Origin of the sequence: Microcoleus sp. Pol10D4, from assembly GCF_036701555.1 — a bacterium.
In the GTDB taxonomy this organism is placed as follows: Bacteria; Cyanobacteriota; Cyanobacteriia; order Cyanobacteriales; family Microcoleaceae; genus Microcoleus.
Map to the genome: position 1 here is coordinate 7,370 of NZ_JAUBRA010000078.1, position 22,170 is coordinate 29,539.

Annotated in this window: 21 protein-coding genes; 6 read left to right on the forward strand and 15 right to left on the reverse strand. The window is 44.4% G+C overall.

Annotated elements, in window-relative coordinates; all coding sequences use genetic code 11:
• The 5 genes from QUA36_RS26800 to QUA36_RS26820 form a co-directional block, all read right to left on the reverse strand.
• The coding region (locus QUA36_RS26800) for a DUF4347 domain-containing protein (RefSeq protein WP_333459667.1) at nt 1-1,910 on the reverse strand (1,910 nt) is incomplete at its 3' end.
• Between the two features lie 352 nt (nt 1,911-2,262).
• Nucleotides 2,263-3,012, reverse strand: a complete 750-nt coding sequence (locus tag QUA36_RS26805) for an amino acid ABC transporter ATP-binding protein (RefSeq protein WP_333459668.1) — start codon at nt 3,010-3,012, stop codon at nt 2,263-2,265.
• Entirely contained in the window at nt 2,978-4,441 is a 1,464-nt protein-coding gene (locus QUA36_RS26810) for an ABC transporter substrate-binding protein/permease (RefSeq protein ID WP_333459669.1), read from the reverse strand. The genes QUA36_RS26805 and QUA36_RS26810 overlap by 35 nt, the downstream gene beginning before the upstream one ends.
• A gap of 266 nt (nt 4,442-4,707) precedes the next feature.
• Complete coding sequence (locus QUA36_RS26815) at nt 4,708-5,241, reverse strand: DUF2726 domain-containing protein (protein ID WP_333459670.1); 534 nt, start codon at nt 5,239-5,241, stop codon at nt 4,708-4,710.
• A 21-nt stretch (nt 5,242-5,262) separates the two neighbouring features.
• Entirely contained in the window at nt 5,263-5,535 is a 273-nt protein-coding gene (locus QUA36_RS26820) for a hypothetical protein (protein ID WP_333459671.1), read from the reverse strand.
• A 361-nt stretch (nt 5,536-5,896) separates the two neighbouring features.
• Between QUA36_RS26820 and QUA36_RS26825 the strand changes: the two genes are divergently transcribed.
• Together QUA36_RS26825 and QUA36_RS26830 are read left to right on the forward strand one after the other, a co-directional pair.
• Nucleotides 5,897-9,775, forward strand: a complete 3,879-nt coding sequence (locus QUA36_RS26825) for an NACHT C-terminal alpha/beta 1 domain-containing protein (RefSeq protein WP_333459672.1) — start codon at nt 5,897-5,899, stop codon at nt 9,773-9,775.
• Nucleotides 9,776-9,993: 218 nt separating this feature from the next.
• Entirely contained in the window at nt 9,994-10,191 is a 198-nt protein-coding gene (locus QUA36_RS26830) for a hypothetical protein (protein ID WP_333459673.1), read from the forward strand.
• Nucleotides 10,192-10,317: 126 nt separating this feature from the next.
• Here QUA36_RS26830 and QUA36_RS26835 read toward each other — a convergent pair whose 3' ends face one another.
• Nucleotides 10,318-11,238, reverse strand: a complete 921-nt coding sequence (locus tag QUA36_RS26835) for a cation diffusion facilitator family transporter (RefSeq protein WP_333163611.1) — start codon at nt 11,236-11,238, stop codon at nt 10,318-10,320.
• Nucleotides 11,239-11,479: 241 nt separating this feature from the next.
• On the opposite strand from QUA36_RS26835, the gene QUA36_RS26840 reads away from it, so the two are divergent.
• On the forward strand, nt 11,480-11,827 hold the full coding sequence (locus QUA36_RS26840) for a hypothetical protein (RefSeq protein ID WP_333163608.1): 348 nt from the start codon (nt 11,480-11,482) through the stop codon (nt 11,825-11,827).
• 114 nt (nt 11,828-11,941) lie between these two features.
• Here the strand turns inward: QUA36_RS26840 and QUA36_RS26845 are convergent, their stop codons facing one another.
• The 7 genes from QUA36_RS26845 to petB all read right to left on the reverse strand — a co-directional run bounded on the left by QUA36_RS26845 (nt 11,942) and on the right by petB (nt 18,718).
• Nucleotides 11,942-12,799: a rhodanese-like domain-containing protein gene (locus tag QUA36_RS26845; protein WP_333459674.1), complete on the reverse strand. Its 858-nt coding sequence runs from the start codon at nt 12,797-12,799 to the stop codon at nt 11,942-11,944.
• Nucleotides 12,800-12,802: 3 nt separating this feature from the next.
• Entirely contained in the window at nt 12,803-13,279 is a 477-nt protein-coding gene (locus QUA36_RS26850) for a type IV pilin-like G/H family protein (protein ID WP_333459675.1), read from the reverse strand.
• Between the two features lie 49 nt (nt 13,280-13,328).
• Complete coding sequence (gene mtnA, locus QUA36_RS26855; RefSeq protein WP_333459676.1) at nt 13,329-14,390, reverse strand: S-methyl-5-thioribose-1-phosphate isomerase; 1,062 nt, start codon at nt 14,388-14,390, stop codon at nt 13,329-13,331.
• Nucleotides 14,391-14,506: 116 nt separating this feature from the next.
• Nucleotides 14,507-15,052, reverse strand: coding sequence for a hypothetical protein (locus QUA36_RS26860; RefSeq protein WP_333459677.1), 546 nt, complete (start codon nt 15,050-15,052; stop codon nt 14,507-14,509).
• A 256-nt stretch (nt 15,053-15,308) separates the two neighbouring features.
• Nucleotides 15,309-16,670: a cytochrome 450 gene (locus QUA36_RS26865; RefSeq protein WP_333459678.1), complete on the reverse strand. Its 1,362-nt coding sequence runs from the start codon at nt 16,668-16,670 to the stop codon at nt 15,309-15,311.
• A gap of 713 nt (nt 16,671-17,383) precedes the next feature.
• A complete protein-coding gene (petD, locus tag QUA36_RS26870; protein WP_333087235.1) occupies nt 17,384-17,866 on the reverse strand; it encodes a cytochrome b6-f complex subunit IV in 483 nt (160 codons plus the stop codon).
• A 183-nt stretch (nt 17,867-18,049) separates the two neighbouring features.
• Nucleotides 18,050-18,718 carry a cytochrome b6 gene (petB, locus tag QUA36_RS26875; protein ID WP_172190423.1) on the reverse strand — a complete coding sequence of 223 codons (669 nt, stop codon included), beginning with the start codon at nt 18,716-18,718 and terminating at the stop codon, nt 18,050-18,052.
• A 588-nt stretch (nt 18,719-19,306) separates the two neighbouring features.
• Between petB and ctpA the strand changes: the two genes are divergently transcribed.
• Nucleotides 19,307-20,545 (forward strand): carboxyl-terminal processing protease CtpA, encoded by a 1,239-nt coding sequence (gene ctpA / locus QUA36_RS26880; protein ID WP_333168270.1) that lies wholly within the window; start codon nt 19,307-19,309, stop codon nt 20,543-20,545.
• 224 nt (nt 20,546-20,769) lie between these two features.
• Here ctpA and QUA36_RS26885 read toward each other — a convergent pair whose 3' ends face one another.
• Together QUA36_RS26885 and psaM are read right to left on the reverse strand one after the other, a co-directional pair.
• Entirely contained in the window at nt 20,770-21,186 is a 417-nt protein-coding gene (locus QUA36_RS26885) for a slr1601 family putative cell division protein (protein ID WP_333168272.1), read from the reverse strand.
• 285 nt (nt 21,187-21,471) lie between these two features.
• On the reverse strand, nt 21,472-21,567 hold the full coding sequence (gene psaM, locus QUA36_RS26890; protein ID WP_015174804.1) for a photosystem I reaction center subunit XII: 96 nt from the start codon (nt 21,565-21,567) through the stop codon (nt 21,472-21,474).
• 51 nt (nt 21,568-21,618) lie between these two features.
• On the opposite strand from psaM, the gene QUA36_RS26895 reads away from it, so the two are divergent.
• The gene (locus tag QUA36_RS26895; protein ID WP_333459679.1) at nt 21,619-21,810 is read left to right on the forward strand and encodes a hypothetical protein; all 192 of its coding nucleotides are present in this window, start codon (nt 21,619-21,621) and stop codon (nt 21,808-21,810) included.
• 154 nt (nt 21,811-21,964) lie between these two features.
• Nucleotides 21,965-22,170 (forward strand): helix-turn-helix domain-containing protein (locus tag QUA36_RS26900; protein ID WP_333459680.1); only part of this gene is annotated, 206 nt, incomplete at its 3' end.

A 22,170-nucleotide genomic window follows, 5' to 3' on the forward strand; every position in this document is an offset into this window, starting at 1 on the left:
GTGGGAGTCGGAGTTGTGGGAGTCGGAGTTGTGGGAGTCGGAGTTGTGGGAGTCGGAGTTGTGGGAGTCGGAGTTGTGGGAGTCGGAGTTGTTGGAGTCGGAGTTGTTGGAGTCGGAGTTGGTGATCCTACACTGATGTCAACCTTGCTGGTATTGTTGGTGGCATCAGGGTCATTGTTGTCCGAACTAACCGCGACGTTGTTAGAGATAGTTTTTCCGGTACTACCAGAATTTACTGTGGCTTTGAGGCTAAGAGTCGCAGTGGCATTAACAGGTAAGTTGGTTAAGTTCCAGATACCAGTAGTAGGGTCGTAAGTGCCTTGGCTGGGGGTATTTCCTGTGAGGGTGAGGTCTGTTGGCAACAAGCTCGTTAGCTTGACATTACTAGCATTGCCACCCAAAGAAACACTATTGAAAGTGTGAAGGGGAGAGTTTTTAGCGGTGACGGTATAGGTGACGGTATCTCCTTCTTTCGGTGTGGCATTGTCTACAGTCACATTCACCCCTAACTCAGCGTTCAATTTCCAACCCAAATCTTGAAATATCCCAAGGATAATTGGACCGGGAGTATGGACGGCTTCTCCTGGACCTCTTCCAGTTACCATCAAGTTATTGGGGTTCCCGAATGGATAAATAGATTCTTCTAAATGACCAAAATCAAAATTGGTAGGGGAGCCGGTAAGTCGGGGGCGGTTGCCGCCATTGGCTGCGATCGCATTTGCACCCCCAAAGAAACCATTGCCGCTAGTTAATTGATCGCCTAACGCAATAGAAGGGGATGGATAAGTAGGGTAAAGGCGCTCACCAGCAAGATTCTCCCGGAAAGTATCGATGATGTTGGGAGTACCGTTTAGGTACCTTCCTTGGTTGGAAGTATCCAAAAAAGAAGCTGCAGTAAACCCCAGTGCGTGACCGAGTTCGTGCAAGGCAACTGAAGAAAAATCGAACTGTGTAGATACTGGTTTAGCATCAGTACCAAAATACCAGTCGGTTAAGCTATTCATCTGCACTTCAACGTCTGGATTTGCCGCACCATTAACGTCCGTGCTAGCTAACTGATTTGCCAGCGAAAACAAATATCTGATATTTGGTAACGGGGCACCAGTAAAGTTTTGAGCATCCGTCAAAGAGGTGTTACCAAGAGGTCCTGATGAACCCAAGGATGATGACCAAGTAGCCTTAACTTCTACGTCTGCTTTTGATGTGTCAAGTAGCCGATTCCAGATATTAACTGCGTAATCAAACGCATTTTTCGCTTCTGGAGGAAATAGTGTATCGTAAGTGACTTTAATCGCCAAAATTCCTTGGTAAGCCTCTTGCACCTGTGGCCCAAACGCCAAAGATGCCTCGATCGCCCCAGTTGTATACCCCAATTCCCAGTCGCCGCCTTTCTCAGCACTACCCGTCAGACTTGTAGAAGCTGCCACCTTAGCCCCTGTTAGCTGACTCAACCGCTCCGCGAAAGCAGCACCCAAATCTCCCTTTGCTACGTTGCAGCCATACAGAAGAATCTCAGCATCACTTACCAGCCCCTTTGCCCATTCCTTTACCCACAGCACAAAGTCGCAATTTTGGGGGGAAGACACTACACCCCGGTTTTCTTCATTTATGATACTGGTTGGGGTGAGAGCGCGATCGCTCAATGTATCCAAAGTCAACATCGTATTGCCCAGTTGCAGAGAACCGACAGCGCCGTGGGATACAATGTGAACTGCACAGAAGTTACCGCCCCGCAGTTTTTGAGCAATTTGTTCTACCCCGTTGTGATTAGAATCCAGCAGGATTACTTCTGTTCCAGGGGTAACGCCATCAACTAGAGTCTTCCAATCAGGGACAGCAGTATCGATAAATGCGATCGCTTTCGGAGTTTCAGCGATCGCTTTCGGAGTTGTGGAAATTTTGTGGGGCATGATCTACCTTTAGCTAGGTGGAAATTGGGAAATTATGCGCTTGGGACGATCGCATTTAAATATTGTATGGCAGTGCTTACTCCTTTTTCATTTGCTTGAATTAAACTTAATATTGTTTGGATTAAAATCAGTAACTTTACGGACAAAAAGCTTGTTTGAAGAGACTTTGTTTTTAAATCTAAGTATTATTTGTGTGAATATACTGAAAGGGAAAAAAATAAAGTAACAATGAAGTAGGGTGCGTCAGCTCGCATTATTTGCGTCACAAACTAACTATCTAAAAGCTGACGCACCACGCAACAAACGGTGTCCCGGAACTCAACTTTTTGTGCCGAAAATAGGTTAATTTGAATTAAAGCATTTTTTCCAGAAATTGCTTGGCGCGATCGCACTTCGGGTTACTAAAAAACTCCTGCGGCGGCACATCTTCCGCCACCTTTCCGCCATCGAGAAACAATATCCGGTGGGCGACTTCCCGCGCAAAACCCATTTCGTGAGTTACAATTGCCATTGTAATTCCGGTTTTAGTCAAAGCTTTCATTACATCTAACACTTCTTTAACCATTTCTGGATCGAGTGCAGAAGTCGGTTCGTCCATCAACAAAATTTCCGGTTCCATAGCCAAACAGCGGGCGATCGCCACCCGCTGTTTTTGTCCCCCCGAAAGCTTAGAAGGATAAACCTCGGCCTTATCTGACAAACCCACTTTTTCCAGCAATTCTAACCCCTTCAGACGCGCCTCATCCTTAGCAACCTGCTTCACCTTTACAGGCGCATACATCACATTTTGCAGCACAGTCATGTGCGGGAACAAGTGGAAATGCTGAAAAACCATCCCCACTTTCTGGCGGATTTTCAGAATATCTACCTTCGGCAGAGTAATATCCACCCCGTCAATGTATATGTGTCCCGAAGTGGGAATTTCCAGTAAATTTAAACACCGCAAAAAAGTAGACTTGCCGCACCCCGAAGGGCCGATAATGGCAATCACTTCTCCTTTATTAATCTCAGTAGTTATCTCGCGCAAAACCTTCAGATTGCCAAAAGATTTATACAGGCGATCGACCTTAACTGCTACTTTGGAGTCTACGTTCGAGTACATTGGCCCCCCAAGTTAAACTAAGCACCATCAAATAATAAATTGCGCCGACAAATATCAAAGGTTCAAAGTAAATATACTTTTCTGCTCCCACAATTGTAGCGCGGCGCAGCAAGTCTTCTACGCCAATTACTGAAACTAAAGCTGAATCCTTCAGCAAAGCAATACTTTCATTCACCAATGCAGGCAAGATGTTTTTCAAGGCTTGCGGCAAGATAATATCGCCCATCATCAGTTTGTAGGGAACGCCAAGGGATTCTGCGGCTTCTTTTTGACCTTTATCTACGGCTTGAATTCCCGCGCGGATTGTTTCGGAAATATAAGCCCCAGAATTCAAGAAAAAAGTAATCACGCCAGCTTGCAGCGCCGATATATTATAGCCCGTAAGCTGCGGCGTTGCAAAATAAACTAACGTCAACTGCAAAATTAGCGGCGTTCCGCGAAAAATTGAGGTATAAGCAGTGGCAAACCAGAACAGCGGTTTAATGCTAGAAATCTTAAACAGAGACAGCACAATTCCCCAGATAAATCCGAGAAATGCCGACAGCAAGGTAAAAGTTAGCGTTACCCCAAGCCCGGACAAAATATAAGGCAAACTCGGCACGATTTTGCCAAAATCTAACCCGAACCTGGGCGCTACCGCAGGCTGATTTGCTTGAGCAGGTTCTTGCGAAATTGGTCGAGAAAACCATTTAGTAGCTAGTTCCTTAATTTGACCGCTGGCTTTCATTTGTTGGAGGATTCGGTTGAATTCTGGAACTAATCTCGAACCTTTGCTAAAGGCGATCGCCGAACCGCTTTCTTCAGTATTCGGAATTGTGTTAAATTCCAAGTCTGGGTTCGCTGCTGCATAACCCGTAGCAACAGTATCCTCGATCACTCCTGCGGCGATGCGGTTCGATTTAATTTCTTGAATGATGTCAGGAATCCTATTGAGAGCAGCCAGTTGCACACCGGGCATTTTTTTCACAGCTTCCTGCTGAATGCTTCCGAGTTGAACGCCTACTTTTTTCCCGGCTAAATCTTCAGCTTTGGTCAAATTGCTGCCTTTATTGGCGACAATTGTATTTTGAGCTTCGTAGTAAAGGTCAGAAAAATCAACATTTTTTTTCCTTTCTGCTGTGGGAGTCATTCCAGCCATCACAAAATCGGCTCTTCCCGCCTGCAGAGCGGGAATTAAGCCGTTAAAATCCATGCCAACTACTTTCAGTTCGTAGCCTAATTTTTTAGTAATATATTTGGCAATATCGATGTCAAAACCGATGATTTCGTTGCCGCTAACAGCCGTATCTTTAAATTCATAGGGCGAGTAGTCTGGGGAAGTCGCCAGTGTTAAAGTCTTGTTGGCTTGGGCGTAGCTGGCGATCGCAATTAAACAAAGGGCGATCGCGATCGCCGCCGCCAGCATTGATTTTAATTTTAAACGTTTCATATCGAACATTGTCCTACAAAATCCCCGCGCCCAGAAAATATACCACAAACCGGAATCAAGCCACCTTTGTAAAGGAAGATATACTCCTGGACGCACGGGTTTCCAGAAACCGGGTTTGATGGACAAAAGAACTGCATAATTAGCCTTTAATAAGGGTAAATAACCCGGTTATAAAGGTATTAATGCGCCCAGGGCTAAAGATAGATAGCCGTCTGTAAGTCCTGTGTTAATTACAGGACTTACAAAGAAAATTTATAGTCTAAGAGTCAACTGTCAACTGTCAACTCTGTTGAATAGTGTTGAAAAAATGCTTCCAGTTCTGTCCGTCCTTGTTGGGTAATTGAGTTGTAGAAGACTTCTTTTTGTCCATTGGGAGTGTAGAAACGATAGAAGCGTCGATCTCGATCGATTGGTCGCAGGTATACTAAGGGAACGCCAACAGATGCAAGGAGTCGGGCTTTTTTGCGATCGCGCTCCTGCACCTCTGGGCGATCGTGCCAATGAGATTGACATTCTATCACCAGTTTGGCTTTGCGGCTAGCACAACAACCGCTTTCCATCAAGGCGATATCGACTCTGGAACTCACCCAAAATTTCCAAAGTTCAATGGGAAGACGGGTGAAAGTTTCTGGACGAGAACAGATGATTTCTAGGGGAACTTGGGGACAGTAACGGAAGCCATCGCCTAAAATCGTCTCTAGAATATCGATAGCGATCGTTTCTAACTCGTTGATAATTTCTCCGCTTTGGAATTGGGGAAATGAAGACAAAGAATTGTCACAGTCAAAGGCGTATAGCATTAGTTTTATTTCCGATTAGGGTTAGTGGGAATTAAGGGGGTTGTAGAGAACTGTCCAAGCGTTTGCACCAATAGCGGTGGCAGTCCAAGCGCCCTTCTGGTAAGGTTTGCCTTCTTTCCGAGTGCGGTAGAGAGTTGTGGTGGATACCTCCAACAGTTGTGCCGCTCTATGGGTTGTGCAGGATTGCCCAATTACAGTTGGTTGGGATGGGAGTTTTACCCTTCTCTTTTTGTTAAGGGAGTCGATGGGAGTAGGTGGCTCGTCTGGGAAAAGGCTGAGTTGAAAGGCTGTCATAAGCTGAACCTTTGAGTGTTAATGATTCAAGCCTATTGGGGTCAACTGAATTTCTCCAGAGCAAAACGGTTCAGAAAAAAGTGAACTGATCTGAACTGGTCAAGAAACTTGATGCTGACTATGCTAGGGATAGTTTTGATAGAGATTTTGCGCCTGTGCTGTTGTCCCGCCGTGGAATCAAGTCCACGGCTAAGAGCTACTGTCCACTTAAGTGGACTGAAGAGCGCTTTTTTGGGTCGGCATTTAGTCCTCTTGCAGAGGACTTTCGCTATGAGCCAGGGGTTTAAACCCCTGGCGGGCTATGCAACTGATGCAAAATTCCCAATTTCATCCACTCTAGTTGTTAGGAATGAGCCAAACTATGGCATCTCGCAGTGTTCGGATTGATGGCGCAGGTTTGGATAAAGTTCGTCAACGGATGGCTGAATTGGAAAAGCCACTAAATCCAGATAAACGAGGTTGGTCTCAAGAAGACCTTGCAAGGCAGGCGTATGTGCATCTTAGTACGGTTAAACGCTTTCTTGAAGGTACGCCACCCGATCGCGGTACTGTCATCTCAATTCTTAAAGCATTAGAATTTGAACCCATAAACTTTATTGCCGAACATGACTCCAAATTGCAGAATTCCAAGCTAGAGCCACAGCCAAACATTGACATTGATTGGCAGCGAGTTTGCCAACAAATGTTAAAGGAACAGCAAAAAGAACAGCGAATTAGGCGTAAGGCAACTGAACAGGGATTTGAAATCAATGTTTTTGTACCGCTAGGATTAATCGAACGGAAACAGCAGCAGCGTCGCAGTGGTAATGTGCCTATGGAACTGTTGCATCAATTAGAACCGGAAGTCGTTACCCGAATTTACGAACATGATGAATTCATGACTGACGTTATTGAACAAAACCCTACTGGAAAAAATAAACATATTGCTATTGTCGGCGAACCAGGAGCAGGAAAGACAACGCTGTTAGATAAAATCGCCACTCACATTCAGGAAAATAATCAAGATTTGCCGATTTGCATTGCGCTGGCAAGTTTGCAAGGAAAGACACTGAAAGACTATATCCTTCAGGAATGGTTGCCGGAAGCTATGGCTCTGGTTTATCCTGATATTGATGTAGAGAAGTCTCACAAAACATCTCTACAAAAACGCTTGCGTCACGGTGGGGTGTGGCTGTTACTCGATGGTGTTGATGAAATGGCTGTAGGGGCGAACAGTTGTTTGTCGTTAGAGGAAATCCGAAACCAGCTTACTGATTGGTTGGGTAATGTGCGAGTTGTTTTGACCTGTCGAACCAATGTTTGGGATGCCCGTCTCAACAATCCCCTCACAGGCTTTGATACTTACAAAACTCAGGAGTTTAAACAAGAGCAAGTAGATGATTTTATTCAGCAGTGGTTTGCTGAAGCAAAAAATATTCAACGGGGACAGGAGTTACAAAAAAAGCTGCAAGAACCGCAAAAAGAACGCATCCGCCAACTCGTAAAAAATCCGCTTCGCTTATCTCTACTGTGTCAAATATTCAGCGAAAAAAATAAGCAAGTCGAATTACCAGAAACAAAAGCCGAACTATATCAACACTTTGTCCGCTATTTCTATGAGTGGAAACCATCCCAAACGGTTATTGATGGGGCGACTCAACCAGGTTTGCGAGAAGAATTACATCAAGCCCTCGGTCGTTTGTCTATAGCAGGATTGGATAGCGATGCTAGATTTCGGTTGCCGCTGAGTTTAATTGAAAAACAAATGGGCGATAGGCTTTTTAAATTAGCCTGGGATCTCGGTTGGCTGAATTTGGTAGATCGAGAAGCTGCAACAGATGAACCTGTTTACGCATTCTTTCATCCTACATTCCAGGAATATTTTGCATCTTTAGTAATTGATAATTATCAATTTTTCATGGAGCGCTATCGAATCTTTGAAAATCAATGGCTAGAAGTAGCTATATTATGGTTAGAAAGCTCCCGGATTTCAACAGTGCTAAAGAAAGAATTTATCGACACAATAACGAATCTTAAGGAAGACAAATGGAAAAATCTGTATCGGCTTAAGCTTCTACCATTAAATATAGTTTACTCGTGTCAATCTGGCGACATACATTTTATTAGTGAATGGGTGTATTTGGTTTGCGTGGATGATAATCCACAAATACAACAATACAAATTAATGTTTCCTGGTTATGAGGAATTCATCATAGAATCGTTAAAATATTACGCTCCCAAAGAAGTTTGTGATATTATAAATGAAGTCATTAATAATACTGATTTAGAAATATACGAACTATCTAAGCTTTGGGAAGTTTTATTTAAAATCAACCCGCAGTATGAATGCTTAAAAGTATTAATCCCTAAATTATTAAAAGATGATAATGAGGGACGTGCCATAAAAGTAGCAACAATAGCTTTAAAAAATGATAATTTTAAGCAAGTTGCCGTTGATTTTTTAGTGAATGCTTTATTGAACGAAGATGAGCAATACGAATTACAAAATATTTCACTTATTAATATTTTAATTGATTCTAAGATTTGGGACAAAGTGGTTATTGGTAAGTTAATATCATTTTTAAATAGTCAAAATCCTACGATTCAAGGGCTAGCTATTTCACATTTAGACAAACTAAGCGTAAATGATAACGCTTTAGTTAACAATCAAAAAGTATTGGATGCTTTGATTAATTTCATAAATCAAAATCGAGACAATCAAATATGTATTATTGCTGCTGTTAGTATAATCAAGAGACTTGATATTGATATTTCAAAAGTCAACAGAGCAATCATTGATTTGTTAGATAATTCACAAGATTCCGTGATTATTATATTTTTATTTGACTATTTGGAAACACAAGGTTTTATTGGGGAAATTATTAATAAATTAATCATATTAATTGCAAATGAAGAAGACAGATATGAATCTATAGCTTATGCTCAAATGTTAGTAATGGTAAGCTTGAGCTATCCAAAAATTTTCGAGAACCCGTCAATTATTAAAATAATGATTTGTTTGGTAGAAGTAAAAATCGATTATTACTATGTTTTAATACAAATTTTTTCTCAAAGTACAACAATGTATGAGCGTTTTAAAATCGTAGGTTACCAGAGTAGCAAAGATAAGATATTCATTGATTTTATAAGTTTAGTTATAGAAAAATATATGAATAAAAATACAACCGAGTATTTAAATTCAACCACAACTAACGACACAGAAAATATAGAAGCTTATTTCATGGAGCAACAAGAAAAACAATATGTTGAATTTATTTCACTAATTAGCAATCCAGAAAAACTAAACCTTACAAATTTGACGCAAAATCCTTTTACTATGAAATTATCTATTTGCGAAGAAATTGCGGTCGCCAAAATTAAACAAACTAATTTTGAAGTCATAGATAAAATAATTGAAATTATCCAAACTAATAAAGATAGCATATTGTGCTATACGTGTATTGAAATATTACTCAAAATTGAAACATTATTAAAACAATCGATTGTTGAAAAATTAGTAAACTTAATTGTCAATTTAAAAGACCCTGGAATTCAATGTTCTGTTGCCACAGGATTAAAAGAAATTACTCACAAATCACAACTAAAAAGGTTAGTTTTTGGTCTAAAGGATTATGTAGAAGATGCAGTTGCTAAGTCAGACCCTTATTTATATATAATTGCTTATTCAGTGCTGTGGCATTGTGCTAATCACTTGAGTTATACGGAATTTTATGACGCTTGTTGTGTTCAACAATCCTGTACTGACTTAGAGGCATTTGAAAGCATCTCTATTGCTAACTCTTCTACTCCTCAACTCCTCCTCAACAAAGTTGAGCAATCTTCAGTTCTTCAGTCTGCGGTTTCCCATAATGAAGAACTCGGTCGAGCAGTACAACTGATTTGTATTGATGGTAGCGAATTTAACCCTCTAGATAATCCTGCCACTGATATCTACATTCAAATGGTAGAGCAAGGTTGTCCAGAACGACAAGAAGGAACCCCCACAACTATGCCACTGCTCAAAGCCTATTGGCGACTGAATTTGAGAAACCTAGAAAAACGAGTTGCGTTGGTGTTCTACAACTCTAAAATCGATCGCGAATTCAGCGAACCTTTTCTAACTGCACTGAGTGCTTTTGGAGGCACGATCGCAATCATCACGGATCTACCATGCGACAATGTAAAACGCATTTCTCCTGACCATCCCAATCTCATCGATGCAGTTTTGAAATGGCTGAATCGATCGATTTTGGAGGCTTGAATTTTGATTTTGGCAGAAGACGATCGCTTTTTCACCAACTCAGGCCCGATCGCACTCACTCCCCCAAATCCAACTCGATCGAAACATTTCTTCATCTTTCTCTGAATTAAGAGAATCGTCGGCTAAAACCGAGTAGGAGAATTTCCGCTACGATCGAGAGTAGATAGGCTAGCACCAGATAAAATAAAGTAAAAATTCCATCCGCACTACCCGTTGAGATGGCTGCGAGCTCTCGGTTCAAAAGTCGAGATTTTGCTACTTTGGCATTTGCGGGGGGAAATGGCTACAGAAATTCAAAATACTTGGAATTTATACAAATAGAAAGACAGAAATCGACGACAGCCGATCGATCTATTGTGGAAAACTTGCCGATTTCTGTGGAAAACCCTCCTTTTCCTGTGGAAAACAGCAACTAAATTAAGTGCGATCGCTCTAACCCGATTGATAGGATTTAAAAAATTGGAGGAATTGCGGTAAGTAAAAATACTTTCCCGATTCTTCAATTAATCCGTGTATCCGTGTCAAAATAACTGGTTGTGCCTTCATTTTTCAGAATCGTAGCTAATTTGGTCGGAATGGTAAGCCGGCGGCTCAACGTGAATTAAGATGCGTACAGGGCTGAAACGTTCTTCCAAACGGGCTTCTACTTCTTCTGTAATCCGGTGAGCTGTTTCTACATCGACAGCATCGACAATCATGTGCATCTCAATAAATACTTGACGCCCTACAACGCCACGTGAGGCGATCGAGTGACAGTTGACAACCCCCGGTACATCGATCGCGATCGCGTGAATAACTTCCGGTGCGATCGCCATTTCATCCACCAACCAAGGCAGATTTTCCCTTAAAACTTTCCAACCGCTGCTAAATACCAAAACAGCCACAGGAAAAGACAAAAACACATCCAGGAATTGCAGTTGAGGTATATTCCAAACCTGCCCTTGCCAAACACCAATCAACCCGCCGATGACCATAATTGTCACCCAAACATCGCTCATCGTGTGCTGAGCATCAGCCACTAAAATCGCGCTACCGAGACGTTGGCCAACTCTGCGCTCGTAAAAAGTGACAAAAATATTAATCCCCAGTACAATCAGCAAAATCCACAGTTCATTTGGGGATATTTTGACAACTGTGCCACCTTTGAGCAACCTTTCGACAGCACCGCTGATAATTTCAAAACAGGCAATTCCCAGAAAAGCAGCAATTCCCAGAGCTCCGAGAGCATCAAATTTTTGGTGTCCGTAGGGATGATCGCGATCGGGCTGCGGATTGGCATAATGATTAGTTACCAATCCTAAAATATTATTAGCGCTGTCCGTGACGCTGTGCAAAGCATCTGCCAGCAAACTGAGGGAACCAGTCAGCCATCCCACGACTGCTTTAATTGCCATCACCAGCAAATTGAGCAATAAGGTAATTATTAAAACCTTGCGGACTTCGGAACGGTTATCGGCAACCATAAAATCTCCTCTATCTGCCGTTAAGTTTTCTGGTTTCTAGTTTAAAGCTTATCAAGTCATAAAAGGTTAAAACTCTTGCGGAATCTAGCTTGCGACTAGATTGATATTCATTAATTTAGCCGAGCTTCTTGAGACAAATTTTAATTAATACCAGTTTCGCAGTGCAATTGAGCTGGAATGTACTTCTTTTGGGTTACTATATTTTTTATCATTAACAATAGTATGTTAAATTTCATTGCCCATGTCTCTTTCTCCGCTGACACTTAATTTAGTCGAAGGTTCTGTCTCCTTTAGCTTTTCCCCGCAAGCCGCGCGGGATTTGCAAAGCGAAATTGCAGCTTTGATGGAAAGCTTGAAAGCTGTAGCAGCCAAAACCTCTGGCGCTAAAGCTTCTCCCCAAAAACCGATGGAATATCGGTATGCAGGAGATGTCTTTTTGGAGGTTTTCTGCAACCCGAATATCTGGCCAACTCCTTTTGCTGCAAAAGTGCTGATTACGGTTCGGGACGATCGTGTGCGCGTGACCACCGAAGCCGAACTCAGCCGCCTGCGCGACGATCTCGCTCAGTATATCGAACAAGTGGGTTGAGATTCTCAACCTGAAACGCTCTTGTTTTAGATTCCCGACTTCTTGAAGAAGAACAGGCTTTTCGGCCTGTTCCACAAAGAGTTAATTTTATTGTGGGAAGTAGGGGTTGGGCTTCTAGCCGGCCCCTGAAAGGCTTATTGAAAGGGGATAACTATCTGCAGGCGACGCCGACCATTCCCACATTGAACCTGCATAATTCTTAGCATTAAATCCCACATTTGTCAAGACACAAGTCAACCAGGCAGAGCGAATTCCCCCGGAGCAATAACTCACAATTTGAGTTGACTGCGAAACTCCTTTTTGCTGCAAAATAGCGACAATTTCCCCGCGATCCAGCAGTTGTCCCTGTTTGTCCATCAACTGTTTGTAATAGAGGTGAACCGCACCGGGAATGTGGCCGCCCCGCTTTTCTCCGTAAGGCGTTTTACCTGCATATTCTCGCGGCTCTCTGGCGTCAATAACTACTAAATTCTCATCTCCTAAAATAGCTTTCAATTCATCCCGCTGAATTTCCCAATTCGAGCGGCGAGATATTACAAAATCTCCTGTTTGCGGTGGATTGTTTGCAGCTTTTACTCGATTAATTCCAGCTTTGATTAAAGCCCTATATCCTCCATCGACAAAAACGGCTTTTTCGTGTCCCAAAGTCCGCAGCATCCAAACAATCCGTCCGTCTTCGCCCCACCCTTTCACCGAATCGGCAACGACTATGACAGGTTTGTCTTGATAAATGCCAATTGCTTGCAGTTTTTGAGTTAAAACTGTGTTAGTTTCGATAATTTTTCCTTTGTGGGGAAAGTCGGAACGCGAAAATTCCTGCCAAGTTACGGGAATAGCTGGTGGGAGACGGCAAAACCACTTTAAAATGGGTGCGCGAGCATCTAGTAAAGTAGCTTCTTGCTCCAGCAATTCCTTACCTAAATCTGCATTTACTATCCAGTTATTTGCTAAATTACCCAGTAAATTAGACATAATTTATTGAGCAAGTTTTGCTGTACCCGCAGCGCATTCTAAAACCCCTTTGGTATTAGTTGGATTAGGTGGTTTAGTCTTGCCAGGAGCAGCATTTATACACAAGATTGTTTGGGTCTTGTTTCCCACCAAAAAGACTCCTCCCACAAAACTTTTGAGATTAGCTTGCTTCGATACTCCGTAGTTAAATACAGCACCTTTTTTCACCATGCCGATCGAGTAGCTGTAATTGGCTGAGTTAGGTTTAACTTGGAGACCGAGATAAACCAATAGATTGGAAACAGAACTTGTAAAGCCTGCCTTTTCAGCATAGTAAACTTGCTGAGCTTTATTCATCGAACCCACAAAATTTTTCGCTTGTGATTCCTTAGCTTTAAGCGTTTGTGACACTTGAGCTTCCGAGACCGTACTGAAAACAACTGGCAGAGTTAGAGCTGCGAGTGCAACTTTGAGCTGCCAGTTGCGGCTGCTAGGAATCATGCTTAATTTCACAGATAACAGGGGGAATGAGCGGTTGAGCAACATACAATTAAACTAATTGTTTTGCCTGAAACTGTTTCAACGCCCAAGGAGCAACCGTGCCGTGTTCTGTGATTATTCCCGATATTAATTCCGCCGGAGTTACGTCAAAAGCGGGATTGTAAAATTCGACTCCCACAGGACAAATCCGCGTAGTTCCCACTTGATACATTTCAACTGGATCGCGTTCTTCAATGGGGATCTGGCTGCCGTCGGAAAGTTCAAAATCTATGGTAGATAGAGGCGCGGCGACAAAGAAGGGAACGTTGTGAGCTTTGGCAACAATTGCTAAACTGTAAGTGCCAATTTTATTGGCAGCATCGCCGTTAGCAGCGATTCTATCTGCACCGACAACTACCGCGTGAATCATGCCGAGTTTCATGCAGTGAGCGGCCATATTGTCGGCTATTAATGTCACGGGAATTCCTTCTTGCACGCATTCCCAAGTGGTGAGTTTTGCACCTTGGAGACGGGGCCGAGTTTCATCAGCAAAAACTCTTCCGAGTCTTCCTTCTCGCCAAGCAGAACGAAATACACCTAAAGCAGTACCGTAGCCGGCTGTTGCTAATGCACCTGCATTGCAGTGAGTTAGTAAGTTTAGTTTTTCGGGTGTAGCTGGCAGAACTTCTAAACCTTTGTCACCGATATCTTTACAAGTTTGCAAATCTTCTGCTTGAATGGTTTTAGCCATTTCTAACAAAGTTTTTTGCACTTGTTCGACAGAACCGCTAGTTCTCTCGGCAGTTTTGAGCATTCGCGATATTGCCCAAAACAAATTAACCGCCGTGGGACGAGTCGATCGCAATAACTCGCCAACTTGTTCTAATTTAGCGATAAATTCGGTACGATCGCCCGTTTCGATTTCTCGCGCCCCCAAATACATCCCGTAGGCTGCTGCTACCCCGATCGCCGGAGCACCTCGGACTATCATAGTTTTAATCGCCTCAGCCATATCTTCGCAGCGGCTAATTTCGACTACACCGTATTCTTTCGGCAGTCGGTTTTGGTCAATTAGCAGAACTCGGTCTTCCATCCAAGTGACGGGCGAAACAGGGGAGTTTTGAGCGGTCATCTATTTCAATTATGTGAGGGACAAGTTTCTATGATGCCATGAAGGCGACTATTCCCGCCACTTCGATCGACAAAACCCGCCTAACCAAGCGGGTTTTGTAGTTTTCATAAATATTTTCACTCTTGGGCAATGATTAAACAATCACTCTCCACTTTAGACAGCATATCTGGAAAAGCTGAGGTGTAATTGCCATCTTTGTCTACAATCCTGCGAAGTGTATATCCACTCTCAGCAGGTCTGCCGAAAAACGAGTTGGTGCGATGCCAGATATCTCCATTCGGAGTGCTCGGATCTCGATCAATCAAAAAATCTACCAGCCACTGCGGTACAGATAATCCAAACACTATCGGCGTAATGTGTCCGTGCTGCAAAGTTGCATCCGAGAATCGGAACAAGTAGCTAAAGCGAGAAAATTTGACTAAATAAATTAACATCCGTCCCGCCATTGATGAATGAAATGTCCAGATAACAGGGTCAAAAACTCGCAGCAATAACGTCCGTTCGTCAGCATTCCAGTCTGAACTGTACATCGTCAAACAATCGTCTGGTAAAACATTCCCGTCCATAAAAAAGATACCTTGCAGCACTTCAGGTAACTCCGCTGGATGTTCTACTTTCATCCAATTCGCGATGTCTTTTAGTTGCTTGTGTTCGATTAACATGGTATTATTTATCCTCAAATTAGTTGTGTTTTGGTTCCCTATTAGATACCCCCTTGATTTCTGAGTTTATCGCTCAATAGTTTATGTGGCGTGCGGTTTCAACTCACATCTTGCACCAGTGCCAATAAGTTTTTCAAGGGCGGGCGGGACACCCCACAAGAAACTTGATATCTTGTGGAACAGGCCGGAAAGCCTGTTCTTGAGAATGGTGTAATATCCCAGTTTCAACCACTGTCCGATCGAGCTTTTGGATTGATTACCCCTGCAAATTAGGCTCAGAGGCTCGCCGCACTTTGCCTACCGTACTGACGACATCCACGAGCATCTTGAGTGCGATGTCTTTACCGGGGCAAATCCGTCCCGCACTCCGATCGCCCACGGAATGAAATCCCATATGAAAAGGACACAGATTCTCGCGCTTAGGGTTGAATTCGTATACCGTCGAGCCCCAGAAACTCTCGTCTAGCATCCCCAAACTGAGCGGTATCAGTACCTTGGTTCCTACGGGGAAGGTGCGTTCTTTGCCCGCTACCGTTGCGGTGAAAGGCTCTGTCGCGACTCGGTGGGTGGCGCTGACGGGGGCCCAGAGGCGGGCGCATTCCAAGAGGAACAGCTCGATCGACTGGCGATCATCCAAATCGAGTTGATCCCAAAAATCTGTCGGGTTAATTTCGGCCGTCTGCTGTCCTTTATAGGCGGGGAGAGGGCGGTACCCCATAGCCGTGTAGCCTAGGTGCAGGGGGCCTTGCAGTCCCGCTATGCCCATAATTGATGTCATCAGCTTTGCCAATTCCCGCTTAGTCATGCCATTGTTTTCCGAGCTCTCCTCAAAGTCGGCTAAAGCTGGGGAATTTTCATAGATAGTCGCTGCACGCTCGATTAGAGTGGACAAATCCCCGTGTCCAAACAGGTTCAGGCTTTGCAGCAGGTTGCCGATGACGGCGAAGTAGTGCAGCGGGCTTTGGCGGGTGTAATGCAATTCGGTGAGAAGTTCGATCGACTCTGAATCGTCTGGATTAATCCCAAAGATGACGTAGTGCAGATATCGGACTAAAAATCCCATCCAACCGCGCTTGACATCGGTAAAAAACGCTCCCCCCGCACCGTGCGACATCTCGGCATAATCTGCGGCTAGCCGATCGAGCAACCGTCGGGCGATTTCGTCTCCCTGGCGATCCGTTGTGGCACTGTTGAACAGATATTTCTGCATACAGCTTCGGAATGCTGCGTGGTTGCTGTTACTGTCAGTTTCGCGATCGGACAAAGACAGCAGGAAAAGGTTTCTGCCGCCTACATCTTGGTTGGGCGCGCTATCGGGATCGAGTACAGAAGTACCAAGCCGCCATCCGCGCGCCTGGGGCGATGTGAGTGCTTTTTCTAGGGTGTCAAACTCTCCCATCACGACTTGCCCCGCGCAGCAAAAGTTCGCTCCGAAAGCCAGCCGTTTTATCGGCAAATAGGTGGGTTCGTTGGCAATCAAACCCTCAATCAGGGCGATCGGCGGTAGCATCGTTTTGCTGAGACTTTCTTCCGGGTTTTGCAAAGCCCAAGCCTGAAACTCATTCAGTGCCGGGTTCATCAGCGATGAGAAAATAGTATCTAAATTTAGGTCCATCATAATTCCTCCGAGAATCCTTCGCCATAACGCGCTTTGCAGTTAGCAGCAAGAGGGTATTGAGCGGCAATTGAGCGGGTATTGAATCCCACTTAAATGCTAAAATCAGTAAGTATAACTATAGCCATCTTTATTTGTAAACCCAGTGGCAATATAGATATAGTTTTACTGAATATGTCTGCGCCCAAGTCTAGCCTTGTCCCGGAGATTGAGTGGAATTTTTAACGATTGCTGGTAAGTAGATCTACTTTCTGCATCTAAAGTATGAGCGCCAATCTCTGGAGCCGCACCTAACCATAGATATTTACAGGAACTCGCCCCGACAAAATATTAGGGTTTTGTTTGTGTTTATATTTAGATATAATATTTTAGGCTTCTGAATTTAATTGATGAAAATCAGATTATTAATTACGGATTATTATTAAATAATAGAGCTAAAAATCCCAAATTCCCAATTCTTCAATTCTTCAATCAATTGAAATTCCCAATACCCAATTCTTCAATCTAAAATCTAAAATCTAAAATAAAATGCAATACCCAATTCTTCAACCTAAAATCTAAAATCTAAAATAAAATGAAATGAAATCCCCAATCTCCAATTCTTCAATTCTTCAATTCTTCAATCTAAAATAAAATGACGCCCGCTAAAGTTTCCCACCAGTACCAAAGCACTTTACAGGAAACCCGCAGGCGTCAAAATCAAGCAAACTTAAATCTTAGAAAAGACCCAGTGTGAAAGATTTGTCGATCGGGAAAATAGCACCAATACCCAACCACAGAGTTACCGCAGTTCCCAACAGGAAAACAGTAGTAGCAACAGGGCGGCGGAACGGATTTTGAAACTTGTTAACGCTCTCAATGAACGGAATCAAAATCAAGCCAACGGGAACACCAGCCATGCAAGCAATACCCAACAATTTGTTAGGCAAAACGCGCAAAAGTTGGAACACAGGCCACAAATACCATTCCGGCAGAATTTCCAGCGGAGTAGCAAAAGGATTAGCAGGTTCCCCAACCAAAGCCGGGTCGAGTACAGCCAAACCCACGCACAGAGAAATCGTTCCCATGATGACTATAGGGAAAACGTAGAGCAAGTCATTAGGCCAAGCTGGTTCGCCGTAATAATTATGACCCATGCCCTTAGCGAGCTTAGCGCGGAGCGCGGGATCGCTCAAATCAGGTTTTTTGAGAATAGACATAGTAAGAGTGTTCTCCTTTTAGTTTTACCCGGGGCTGCCATTCCGCTGTATTCGTTAGTCTGAATCAGCGGTGCGATCGCAGGAAGTATTAGCCGTAAATAAATATCATGAGCGATGAATTCTGAATTTTCAACTCAAAATGCAGCGGGGGGCAAAAAAAATACCGCCCCCACAACTCAAAACTTACAACGGGCCAGAGATACCTTGCTTGCGAATCATCAAGAAGTGAGCCAGCATGAAGACTACAATCAGCCAAGGCAACACAAAAGTGTGCAAGCTGTAGTAGCGAGTCAAAGTGCCTTGACCGACGCTGACACCGCCGCGCAGCAGTTCAACCATCAAAGAGCCGACAAACGGGATGGCTTCGGGGACGCCCGAAACGATTTTAACGGCCCAGTAACCGATTTGATCCCAAGGCAGCGAATAGCCGGTCACGCCGAAAGAAACAGTGATGACTGCCAAGATTACTCCTGTCACCCAGGTTAACTCGCGGGGCTTTTTGAAGCCGCCGGTCAGGTAAACCCGGAAGGTGTGCAAAATCATCATCAGTACCATCATGCTGGCAGACCAGCGGTGGATGGAGCGGATCAGCCAGCCGAAGTTGACTTCATTCATCAGGTATTGCACTGAAGAAAAAGCTTCTGCTACCGTGGGACGGTAATAGAAAGTCATGGCGAAGCCGGTGGCAAACTGGATCAGAAAGCAAACTAAAGTAATTCCGCCCAAGCAGTAGAAAATATTGACGTGCGGGGGTACATACTTTGTAGTGATGTCATCGGCGAGCGCCTGAATTTCCAGGCGTTCCTCAAACCACTGGTAGGTTTTTGAGTCGGTGATTTGTTTAGAAAACATGGAGCCAGAATTCCTAAAAGAATATTGCTGTGGTTGAGGTTCAGGGCAGCAGCCACAAGGTTTTTTGTCGCCCCGCGCCGAGCAGCTTGCTTTTACTAGCAAATGCCTGAGGCTATTTTTTAAATTTGGAGCTGACGAAAGGAATTCTCTTGTGCGATCGCCTGCAAGCCCTGGGAAACTAAGCGGTGGCTTGTCCCTACTCGCTGGCGTTGCCCGATCAAATTCCAGACTGTGATAAAAAATGTAACATAATTGCTGTGCAAATTTCACGCGAGCGATGCTTTGGCTGAGTCTCAAATACCATTTTCTGCAAGCTTAACATCCGCCCCAAGCTGGCATACAGCCAAGAGCAGAGCTACAGACCCAAGTCCGAGCCGGCCACCGGGTCCCTGGGGCGTAAATTTTAATATTTATGAGAAAACTTCACTCATTTTGCGATTAAATGTTACATTTAACTAATTTTTTGTTCGCGGCGGACGTTTGACGAATGCCGAATCCCTTGGGGAGAGTTAAATGCACAAAAGCTTAAAAGCGTACAAACGTAAAATACATAAAATGTAATACTTACTGGTATTTTACAGAAAAATCATGCACAGACGAGTTTTCCAGATTGCTATTTTACTTTGCCTCCAAGTCGTCCTAGTTCTAGGTGGGTGGGCGCAGCCTGCGGCGGCCCTAACTCAAGAACAGCAGCTATTGAGCGAAGCTTGGCGAATTGTCAATCGCTCTTATGTGGATGACAGCTTCAACTCTCAAAACTGGTGGTCGATTCGCCAAAAAGCTGTCAAGCAACCGCTTAACGATAGACAGCAGACTTACACGGCGATTCAGGGGATGCTGGCGAATCTCGATGACCCGTTCACTCGACTGCTGAAACCCGAACAGTACCGCAGTTTGCAGGTCAACACTTCGGGAGAATTGACGGGTGTGGGGCTGCAAATTGCGATCGACCCCCAGACAAATACCCTGACAGTGGTGGCTCCTTTGGCCGGCTCACCGGCGGATAAAGCTGGCATCCAACCCCTCGATCGCATTCTGAAAATTGACGGCACTCCTACCTCAGAATTGAGCCTAGACGAAGCAGCAACTCGAATGCGCGGCCGCATCGGCACTCCCGTTACCTTGACCTTGGGGCGCGAGGGAAGGGACGCTGCTGAGGACATTGAGCTAGTGCGCGATCGCATTGCTCTGAATCCGGTTTACGCCGAATTGCAGTCGGCCTCGGAAAATTTGCCGGTGGGCTACATTCGCTTAAGTCAATTCAGCGCTAACGCCACTGAGGAAGTCGCTCACGCGATCGACCGCTTGGAAAAACAAGGAGCCGCCGCCTACATTCTCGACCTGCGGAACAACCCGGGCGGACTGTTGCAAGCAGGGATTGAAATTGCCCGCCTGTGGCTCGATTCCGGGACGATCGTCTACACGGTGAACAGACAAGGCATTCTCGGCAGTTTTGAAGCCTCTGGACAAGCCCTAACTAACGATCCACTGATTGTTTTGGTGAACAAGGGAACTGCCAGTGCTAGCGAAATTTTGGCGGGTGCGCTGCAAGATAACGGCAGAGCTCAACTGGTAGGAGAAAAGACTTTTGGCAAAGGACTAATTCAGTCGCTGTTTGATTTGTCTGACGGTTCCGGGTTGGCCGTGACTGTTGCTAAGTACGAGACGCCTAACCATAAAGATATTAACAAGCTGGGGATTGCGCCCGATCGCGTAGTGCCTTTGGAACCCATCGCCCGCGATCAGATAGGCACCGCAGCAGACTTGCAATATCAAGCTGCACTGCAACTACTTAAAGAAAAAACCGTGCTGGCAAAGTCAGTATAAGCCGGAGTTTGAAGTTTTGATCTTGCAACAGGGCCTCATACACAGGTTTTGTCTGTCTCTGTGTTTCCTTCGCAAGAACAGACAACAATGATCCTAAAAACTCTTTAAGTCAAAAGTGATATCACGTCCGACAGATTCATCTGTCATTCTTCGCTGTGCGAAGCAATGACATAAAAGAATGATGCACACTGGACGTGATATCCAAACCCAAAACTCCTCTTCCCTTAAGGTTGGGGGGTTGATTCCTCAGCTTCGGGTACCTCGGCTTCTTGCAAAATCACCGGACGCTGCTGCGGATCTGCTTGGTTGCTTTGCTCTTGCATCACAGTTTTAGTAAGACTAGGGTCAAAGTAGCGGTTAAAGTTTGATCGCGACTGATTTACTCGCCCTTGGGTAAGATTGACTTCAGCTTGGATTTCGTGCAATTTTTCTTGCACCGCCCGGTAGTGAGGCCAAAGCTGAAGCAAAGCAGAAGTGGCACAGACTGAAAGTACCATGTTGACTGCCAACTTGACGCCTGTTTCTGCCGCGAGGGTTTGGTGAGGGTAGGAACGCTGGCGGCTGCTGCTGCGACGAGGAGTAACCCGAGGGGAGTTTTTTACAGGACGCAGTGGGGTAACGGTGGGTTGAATCGCTTGCATAATTTTTTTTCAAATACCTGAGACTGACGTTTTAGAGTTCACAAGAGCAAATTCTGAGCTTAACGCACACTCGCCGCTGTTTGTCAGGGTGCTGACAGCCAAAATTGTTGAGACAAAGGTGACGCCTGAAGACGGAATTTTCCCATAAAAATGCCTGCCCTTGCAGTCTCGTCTTGCGGAACACAAACAATCTACTGCACTGGGGCAGCAATTGTCTGTATCTGTAATGCGAGAGATTTAACTGTTCAGGCAGGCGTTTTGCGGTTCGCAACTGGTGTCTGGAAACTATTTGTACAGTTCAGTTGACAGCCGGAAAGCCAAGATTCCGGGAATCAAAGCAATTACGAGCGCTACGTAGACTTGGGTATCTGTTAAAGACATATTCGCAAAACTCCTTTTCGCGGGCACGAGCTTTCACCAATTTGAGACAAATTGGCACTTTTGGGAATCATTTGTTACAACTTGCAACACAAATGGTGCCTCCGGGGAGGAGTGGGGCAGTGGCGCAGTGGCGCAGTGGCGCAGTTTTTGAGTGTCGGAGGAGGAGAATTTTTCCTTGTTTCCTGGGACTGCTTGCTTCGGACGTTGTTCGGACGATCGCCTCCCACAGAATTACCGCGTTAGGTTAAGATTTAACTAATGCGAATGGGAAGTCTTGCGCTCTACCGAAGGTGAGCGTCGGGATGAAAACGCAGCCCGACAATAAATTGAGCGAGAGCGAATCAATATCCTTTTTGTGCGCTATGATAATTTTATCGGTATTCTGCAACCTTGATAAATGTATAAAGCTTACAAGTACAGAATTTATCCCACAGATGAGCAAGATGTCTTGCTTGCAAAGTCTTTTGGCTGTGCGAGATGGTTCTGGAACTATGCTTTGAATCTATGTCAAGAAACTTACAAGAATACTGGCAAAGGACTATCTAGGGCATACATACAAGGCTTGCTCCCTGCACTCAAAAAAGAATACGAATGGTTAAAAGA

What these genes read in the sequence shown, in the direction of transcription:
- petB (WP_172190423.1), bottom strand. Translation starts at nt 18,718, where the DNA reads ATGTTTTCTAAACAAATCACCGACTCAAAAACCTACCAGTGGTTTGAG.
- QUA36_RS26885 (WP_333168272.1), bottom strand. Translation starts at nt 21,186, where the DNA reads ATGCAAGCGATTCAACCCACCGTTACCCCACTGCGTCCTGTAAAAAAC.
- QUA36_RS26805 (WP_333459668.1), bottom strand. Translation starts at nt 3,012, where the DNA reads ATGTACTCGAACGTAGACTCCAAAGTAGCAGTTAAGGTCGATCGCCTG.
- petD (WP_333087235.1), bottom strand. Translation starts at nt 17,866, where the DNA reads ATGTCTATTCTCAAAAAACCTGATTTGAGCGATCCCGCGCTCCGCGCT.
- mtnA (WP_333459676.1), bottom strand. Translation starts at nt 14,390, where the DNA reads ATGACCGCTCAAAACTCCCCTGTTTCGCCCGTCACTTGGATGGAAGAC.
- QUA36_RS26825 (WP_333459672.1), top strand. Translation starts at nt 5,897, where the DNA reads ATGGCATCTCGCAGTGTTCGGATTGATGGCGCAGGTTTGGATAAAGTT.
- QUA36_RS26865 (WP_333459678.1), bottom strand. Translation starts at nt 16,670, where the DNA reads ATGATGGACCTAAATTTAGATACTATTTTCTCATCGCTGATGAACCCG.
- QUA36_RS26830 (WP_333459673.1), top strand. Translation starts at nt 9,994, where the DNA reads ATGGCTGCGAGCTCTCGGTTCAAAAGTCGAGATTTTGCTACTTTGGCA.
- QUA36_RS26860 (WP_333459677.1), bottom strand. Translation starts at nt 15,052, where the DNA reads ATGTTAATCGAACACAAGCAACTAAAAGACATCGCGAATTGGATGAAA.
- QUA36_RS26820 (WP_333459671.1), bottom strand. Translation starts at nt 5,535, where the DNA reads ATGACAGCCTTTCAACTCAGCCTTTTCCCAGACGAGCCACCTACTCCC.
- QUA36_RS26815 (WP_333459670.1), bottom strand. Translation starts at nt 5,241, where the DNA reads ATGCTATACGCCTTTGACTGTGACAATTCTTTGTCTTCATTTCCCCAA.
- ctpA (WP_333168270.1), top strand. Translation starts at nt 19,307, where the DNA reads ATGCACAGACGAGTTTTCCAGATTGCTATTTTACTTTGCCTCCAAGTC.
- QUA36_RS26845 (WP_333459674.1), bottom strand. Translation starts at nt 12,799, where the DNA reads ATGTCTAATTTACTGGGTAATTTAGCAAATAACTGGATAGTAAATGCA.
- QUA36_RS26850 (WP_333459675.1), bottom strand. Translation starts at nt 13,279, where the DNA reads ATGATTCCTAGCAGCCGCAACTGGCAGCTCAAAGTTGCACTCGCAGCT.
- QUA36_RS26840 (WP_333163608.1), top strand. Translation starts at nt 11,480, where the DNA reads ATGTCTCTTTCTCCGCTGACACTTAATTTAGTCGAAGGTTCTGTCTCC.
- QUA36_RS26810 (WP_333459669.1), bottom strand. Translation starts at nt 4,441, where the DNA reads ATGAAACGTTTAAAATTAAAATCAATGCTGGCGGCGGCGATCGCGATC.
- QUA36_RS26835 (WP_333163611.1), bottom strand. Translation starts at nt 11,238, where the DNA reads ATGGTTGCCGATAACCGTTCCGAAGTCCGCAAGGTTTTAATAATTACC.
- psaM (WP_015174804.1), bottom strand. Translation starts at nt 21,567, where the DNA reads ATGTCTTTAACAGATACCCAAGTCTACGTAGCGCTCGTAATTGCTTTG.